This is a genomic window from Staphylococcus sp. GDY8P54P, from assembly GCF_017892645.1.
Classification (GTDB): Bacteria; Bacillota; Bacilli; order Staphylococcales; family Staphylococcaceae; genus Staphylococcus; species Staphylococcus ureilyticus.
The window spans coordinates 1-7232 of the sequence record NZ_JAESLN010000005.1 but is presented as its reverse complement, the minus strand read 5'-3'; the positions used below and the strand labels follow the sequence as shown (position 1 = coordinate 7232).

The 7232-nt window shown below is 31.6% G+C and carries 6 protein-coding genes and 1 pseudogene; 4 read left to right on the top strand and 3 right to left on the bottom strand.

The window, feature by feature from the left end; translation table 11 throughout:
* Positions 1-256 precede the first annotated feature (256 nt).
* The gene (locus tag KA883_RS00600) at positions 257-688 is read right to left on the bottom strand and encodes a universal stress protein (protein WP_107385322.1); all 432 of its coding nucleotides are present in this window, start codon (positions 686-688) and stop codon (positions 257-259) included.
* A 197-nt stretch (positions 689-885) separates the two neighbouring features.
* Between KA883_RS00600 and KA883_RS00595 the strand changes: the two are divergent.
* Positions 886-2232 (top strand): annotated as a pseudogene (locus tag KA883_RS00595) (BCCT family transporter); the annotation flags it as partial.
* Positions 2233-2305: 73 nt separating this feature from the next.
* On the opposite strand, the gene KA883_RS00590 reads toward KA883_RS00595, so the two are convergent.
* Together KA883_RS00590 and cstR are read right to left on the bottom strand one after the other, a co-directional pair.
* Positions 2306-3061 carry a sulfite exporter TauE/SafE family protein gene (locus tag KA883_RS00590; RefSeq protein ID WP_050215129.1) on the bottom strand — a complete coding sequence of 252 codons (756 nt, stop codon included), beginning with the start codon at positions 3059-3061 and terminating at the stop codon, positions 2306-2308.
* On the bottom strand, positions 3061-3321 hold the full coding sequence (gene cstR / locus KA883_RS00585) for a persulfide-sensing transcriptional repressor CstR (RefSeq protein WP_002510747.1): 261 nt from the start codon (positions 3319-3321) through the stop codon (positions 3061-3063). The genes KA883_RS00590 and cstR overlap by 1 nt, the downstream gene beginning before the upstream one ends.
* A 137-nt stretch (positions 3322-3458) precedes the next feature.
* On the opposite strand from cstR, the gene cstA reads away from it, so the two are divergent.
* From cstA to sqr, 3 genes are read left to right on the top strand one after another with little or no spacing between them, the layout of a single operon-like run.
* On the top strand, positions 3459-4526 hold the full coding sequence (gene cstA / locus KA883_RS00580) for a persulfide response sulfurtransferase CstA (protein ID WP_107384736.1): 1068 nt from the start codon (positions 3459-3461) through the stop codon (positions 4524-4526).
* A gap of 30 nt (positions 4527-4556) precedes the next feature.
* The gene (gene cstB / locus KA883_RS00575) at positions 4557-5891 is read left to right on the top strand and encodes a persulfide dioxygenase-sulfurtransferase CstB (RefSeq protein ID WP_050215127.1); all 1335 of its coding nucleotides are present in this window, start codon (positions 4557-4559) and stop codon (positions 5889-5891) included.
* 17 nt (positions 5892-5908) lie between these two features.
* The gene (gene sqr, locus KA883_RS00570) at positions 5909-7102 is read left to right on the top strand and encodes a type II sulfide:quinone oxidoreductase Sqr (RefSeq protein WP_119536035.1); all 1194 of its coding nucleotides are present in this window, start codon (positions 5909-5911) and stop codon (positions 7100-7102) included.
* Positions 7103-7232: the final 130 nt, after the last annotated feature.

The window sequence follows — 7232 nt, the reverse complement described above, 5'->3', positions numbered from 1 at the left end:
TGTTAAAATTATACTATAAGTTCAACTTTGCAACAGAACCTATATTTTGCTATAATTATTAAATTAATTGCCTTTGTGTTAGTATTCCCTGGATTACTAACACTTTGGTTAGCTGTTCTAAGTGATACAGGTGCAGCAATATTAGTTATATTAAATTCATTACGTTTATTAAAAAAATAAAAAAGCCTAAATACTCTCTCGATTTGTGAGAAAGTATTTAGGCTTTTTGAATTAATAAATTTCTTACTTCTTATGTTTATTTAACAATTAGTACTGGGACAGAACTTCTTTTAGCAATCTTATGTGTAACATCTCCTAAAACATGTTTAATATTCAAATTGACTCTATGATTACTCATAATTACTAAATCAAATTCACCATTATTTATATCTCCAGAAGTAATTTTTTCTAAGATTGTATTTTTAATAGGCCCAAAATCTACATCTATTTTATATTGAATATCTCTTTTTTCTAATTCACGTAAAAATGGAGTGAGATTTTTTTCTTTTTCTCTAATAATATCTTTTTTATGCTTATTATAATATTTGACACTAATTGCAAGATCATTTTCTGTTACAACGTGATAAATTACAACAACTGAATCTTCATCGGTGGCTTTTTCTAAATAGTCAGGGATAGCACTAAAATCATTTTCGAAATCATAGGGTAATAATATATTTTTGAACATCTACACCAGCCTCCTATTACTTATTATTTAAATGTCTATTACTTATATATACCCTGAATATATATGCCTATTCTCATATTCAAATTATTCAAATATATTCCTTGAATTAATATATTTCAGATTCACTATTGAATAATCTTTTTACTGTGCTATGATTCTAAACATCTGTTTTTTTATAGTTAGGAGTTATTAACGTGATGAGTAAGAAAAACAAAGTTTCCAATGTTTTTATATATTCCGCCAGTATCATTGGAATACTTGTATTGTTAGGTACAAGCTTTCCTAAACAATTTGGAGAAATTACCAACGCTATATCAGCTTGGGTGACAAATACATTTGGTTAGTATTATATGTTGCTATATGCGGTCATCATAGCTTTTTCTATTTTCTTAATATTTAGCCCAATAGGAAAATTAAAGTTAGGAAAACCAGAAGATGAACCAGAATTTAGAACAATTTCTTAGTTAACAATGTTATTTAGTGCCGGTATGGGTATTGGTTTAGTATTTTATGGTTCCTCTGAGCCAATATCACATTACCTCTCTCCACCAAATGCAAAACCAGAAACACAAGAAGCTATGGCAGAAGCTTTTAAATCTACATTTATGGACTATGGTTTTCATACATGGTCAATATATGACATTGTAGCATTGGTTCTTGCATATTCCCAATTTAGAAAAGGAGAAAACGGACTAATTTCAAGAACTCTAAGACCTTTATTAGGGAATAAAGTAGAAGGACCCTTAGGAGTTGTTGTCGATGTATTAGCTGTATTTGCTACTGTTATTGGAGTAGCAGTGTCATTAGGAATAGGTGCAATACAATTAAATGGTGGTTTAAATTATTTATTTGGAGTTCCTAATAATATAATTGTACAAGGTATAATTATCGTTGTTATAACAGTATTATTTTTGTTTAGTGCTTGGACAGGTTTAAGCAAAGGTATACAATACTTAAGTAATCTAAATATGGTTTTTGCAGCTATTTTATTAATTGTTATTCCTATTGTTGGGCCTACAATCCTCATTTTAAATATTATGACCAGTTCAACAGGAGATTATTTAAATAATTTAATTATTAATAGCTTGGATGTTGCTCCATTAAATCAACAAAAATCTATGTGGTTAGATTCTTGGATGCTCTATTATTTAGGATGGTGGATGAGTTGGAGTCCATTTGTAGGTGTATTCATTGCTAGAATATCAAAAGGACGTAGTATTAGAGAATTTTTAATTGCGGTTTTAAGTGTACCTATTACAGTTAGTATTATTTGGTTTAGTGCTTTTGGTACAACAGGTATTGAAATAGGAAAAGTAAATAGTAGTATATTTAAAATGCCACCCGAAACTCAATTGTTCGGTATTTTTAACGAATTGCCGTTTGGTTTCATTTTATCTATTATTGCTTTGGCTTTAATAGCTTCTTTCTTTATTACTTCTGCCGATTCTGCTACTTTTGTTTTGGGTATGCAAACTTCATTTGGCAATTTAAATCCTTCAGGTTTTGTGAAAATTATATGGGGCGTAGCTGTTATTTTACTTGCTATATGAGAATGTTTTAACTTTATAAATAAGAAAGAGAAGTACAACTAATATTAGTTGTACTTCTCTTTCTTATTTATAAAACAATTTGAATAATTGCAATAATAATTAAAATACTGATAATCCACTTTTGTACAAAACTAGGGACCTTTTTACCTAATTTTAAACCTAACGGAGCGAAAATAATACTCCCTATTATTAAAAATAACGCATCTTCTAAAGGAATGTAACCTTGTATAAGTTTAATGATAAAGGCGCCAATTGAAGATATAAAAGCAATTACTATACTATTAGCAACTACCGTATTCATTGGTAATTTGAATAAAACTAGCAATATAGGAATAATAATAAAAGCGCCGCCTGCTCCAACTATACCTGAAATGATACCAACGAAAAGACCAACCATAACTAATAATGGCTTGTTAAAGGAAGATTGATCTAAACTCGGTTTTATGTTAATAAACATTAAAATTAATGCGAGTAAAGCAATGATAATATATATCGTATTTACAAATGTAGCATTAAATAAATTTGCTAACAGTCCACCTAACATGCTGCCTATAATCATGCCACTACCCATGTAAAGCACTAATAGTGGCGAAAATTCTGGTTTTTTTCGCGCTTTTAATGACCCACTTAAAGTACTGAAAAAGACTTGACTGGAAGTAAGTCCTGATGCCATGTATGCACTGTACGCAGGAGCGCCAAATAGTGGTGGTAATAATAAAATAGCTGGATAAATAATGATGGCGCCACCTATACCTACTAGACCCGAAATAAAGCCTCCGAATACCCCAATAAGTAACATCATAATAATAGTTGAAATATCCATTATTTACTTTTTACCAATAAGTTAACGGCTTCATTAATCAATTCTTCAGAATTTTCACCATTATCCTCTGCTGCTTTTACACATTCTATTAAATTTTCACTAATGATAATTCCCATCAAACGTTGGATTGAACTTTTTGATGCACTGATTTGAGTAATGACATCTTTACAATCTTTTTCTTCTTCCATCATTTTAATAACGCCATTGAGTTGTCCTTGTATTCTATTAATACGATTAATCATTTTTTTATCATAATTCATAGTTATTTCCTCCACTTTTAATTGAATAAAGTCATAATAAACGATAAAAGTAAACATGTCAAATACCCCCTACCGTATTTGACATAATATAAATAATTAGTTAATATACCCGTATAGGTATTTATTAGGAGGTTAATATGAAACAATATAACGAAAATCATATCAATAATTTCAGTAAACAAGAATTAGAAAAATTGGGTGCACAAGGTCAACTGATTGACGTTAGAACACAAGAAGAATATGAGCTTGCACATATAAATGGTGCGACATTACATCCTGTAGATAAGATTGAATCGTTCAATAAAGATAAAAACACAACCTATTTTGTACACTGTAAAAGTGGTACCAGAAGTGCTAAAGCGAGCGAATATTTAGCTAAACAAGGCTACGACATTGTTAATTTAGACGGTGGCTATAAAGCGTATGAAGCAAAAAACGACGATGATAATACATTCGAAGAAAATACTAATGTAGAAATTAAAGCAGAGCGTAAACAATTTAACTATAGTGGTCTTCAATGTCCAGGTCCAATTGTAAACATCAGTAAAGAAGTGAAAAATATTGAAGTAGGCGAGCAAATCGAAGTTACAGTCACAGATCCTGGATTCCTTAGCGACATTAAAAGCTGGGTCAAACAAACTGGTCATACTTTAGTTAAACTTGATGAAAGTAATCATGGAATTAATGCCATTATTCAAAAAGAAAAACCAAAAGACTTACAAGTGAATCATACTGCTAAAGGTACGACAATTGTACTATTTAGTGGAGAGTTAGATAAAGCAGTGGCAGCAATGATTATTGCAAATGGCGCTAGAGCTGCAGGAAGAGATGTAACTATCTTCTTTACGTTTTGGGGACTCAACGCGTTGAAAAAAGCGCAAACAGTTAACGTTAAAAAGAAAGGTATCGCAAAAATGTTTGATTTGATGTTGCCAAAAACACCTTTGAAAATGCCACTATCTAAAATGAATATGTTCGGTTTAGGTAATATCATGATGCGATACGTAATGAAAAAGAAAAACGTTGATTCATTACCATCACTCATTAATCAAGCGATAGCTCAAGATATTAAATTAATCGCATGTACCATGAGCATGGATGTCATGGGTATTACAAAAGAAGAATTAAGAGATGAAGTTGAGTACGGCGGTGTAGGCACTTATATAGGTGATACTGAAAACGCGAGTCATAATTTATTTATTTAATTAAATCTATCAAAATAAGGAGTTCTTTATATGTTTTTCAAACAATTTTACGATAATCATTTATCTCAAGCATCTTATTTAGTTGGCTGTCAACGTACGGGAGAGGCAATAGTAATTGATCCTGTTCGTGATTTAACAAAATATATGGAAGTTGCAGATAGCGAAGGTTTTAAAATTACACAAGCTGCTGAAACACATATTCACGCTGATTTTGCTTCTGGAATTCGGGATGTGGCAAAACGTTTAAACGCCAATATATATGTATCTGGCGAAGGTGATGATCAATTAAGTTATAAAAATATGCCGGAACATACAAATTTTGTTAAAAATCAAGATATTATTCAAGTAGGTAATATTAAATTAGAAGTCTTGCATACACCTGGTCATACCCCTGAGAGTATCAGTTTCTTACTCACTGATGAAGGTGGCGGCTCAAGTGTTCCAATGGGTTTATTTAGTGGTGACTTTATTTTTGTTGGTGATATCGGTAGACCTGATTTACTAGAAAAATCAGTACAAATGGAAGGTACTACAGAGATTGGTGCAAAACAGATGTACCAATCTATAGAAGGTGTTAAAAATTTACCAGATTATATTCAAATATGGCCTGGACACGGTGCTGGAAGTCCTTGTGGTAAAGCATTAGGTGCCATACCAATGTCTACGCTAGGTTACGAAAAAATTAATAACTGGGCATTTAATGTAACAGATGAATCTAAATTTGTTGAAACATTAACATCAAATCAACCAGCGCCACCCCATCACTTTGCACAGATGAAAAAAATTAATCAGTTTGGTATGAAAATGTATCAACCATACAACGTTTATCCTAGTTTAGATAATGAAAGAATAGCATTTGATCTTCGTAGCAAAGAAGCCTTTCACGGTGGACATACACAAGGAACAATCAATATTCCTTATAACAAAAACTTTATTAACCAGATCGGTTGGTATTTAGATTTTGAAAAAGATGTAGATTTAATCGGAGATAAATCTACAGTTGAACAAGCAACGCATACTTTACAATTAATTGGTTTTGATAATGTAGCAGGCTATCGTTTACCAAAATCAGAAATTCTAACACAATCCATCCACAGCGCTGATATTACTGGTGAAGAAGCAAATGTACTCGACGTACGTAATGAAGAAGAGTGGAATAATGGGCACTTAGATCAAGCAGTCAATATTCCGCATGGTAAATTATTAAATGAAAATATTCCATTTAATAAAGAGGATAAAATATACGTACATTGTCAGTCAGGTGTTAGAAGTTCAATCGCAGTGGGTATCTTAGAAAATAAAGGATTTGAAAATGTCGTGAATATTAGAGAAGGCTATCAAGATTTTCCAGAATCATTAAAATAATTTAAGGGTGTGGAAAAATGAGTAAGTATTATCAAATTGTTATTGTAGGTGGCGGTACAGCAGGTATTACCGTGGCATCAAGACTATTAAGAAAAAATCAAAGCTTAAAAGGAAAAATAGCAATTATAGACCCGGCTGAATATCATTATTATCAACCGTTATGGACTTTGGTTGGTGCTGGGGTATCGAGTTTAAAAAGTTCTCGTAAAGATATGAAAAGTGTTATGCCTGAAGGTGTTCAATGGATAAAAAATGCTGTTTCAAGCTTTCAACCTGAAAACAATAGCATTATTTTAGGAGATAATTCGGTCGTTAGTTACGAATTTTTAGTGGTAGCCCCTGGATTACAGATTAATTGGTCTTCTATTAAAGGATTAAAAGAGAATATAGGTAAAAATGGTGTTTGTTCTAACTATTCACCTAACTATGTTCGCGAAACTTGGAGACAAATTTCTAAATTTAAACAAGGGAACGCGATTTTCACGCATCCTAATACGCCTATCAAATGTGGAGGCGCACCTATGAAAATTATGTATTTAGCTGAAGATTATTTTAGAAAACATAATATCCGTTCTAATGCTAATGTGATATACGAAACGCCAAAAGATGCTTTATTTGACGTAGGCAAATATAATAAAGAATTAGAGAAAATTGTTGAAGAAAGGGATATAATTGTCAATTATAATTATAATCTTGTTGAAATTGACGGAGACAAAAAAGAGGCTACATTTGAACACATTAAAACAGACGATAGAAAGACAATAGATTATGAAATGTTACATGTAACACCACCCATGGGTCCCATAGGTGTACTTAAAGAAAGTACACTTTCAGATAGTGATGGTTGGGTAGATGTTAACCCAACCACATTACAGCATAAAAGCTACTCTAACATATTTGGGCTTGGTGATGCTTCAAATGCACCTACTTCCAAAACAGGAGCAGCAATTCGTAAACAAGCGCCTATAGTTGTTAATAACCTATTGCAAGTAATGGATAATGAAATGTTGACGCATCATTATGATGGTTATACTTCGTGCCCTATCGTTACCGGGTACAATAAATTAATACTTGCCGAGTTTGATTATAATAAAAAACCAAAAGAAACATTGCCTTTTAACCAGGCCAAAGAACGAAGAAGTATGTATATTTTTAAAAAAGATTTATTACCTAAAATGTATTGGTACGGTATGTTAAAGGGTCTTATGTAAATAACAAGAGTGTACAGAAAATAACAATTTTCTTTACACTATATTTTTATGACGAAATAAGTGAGTATTACATATATTAGTGTGTTCAAAAAACAAAAAAAAAATCTATGTTCACAAAAGACCTAGGAAT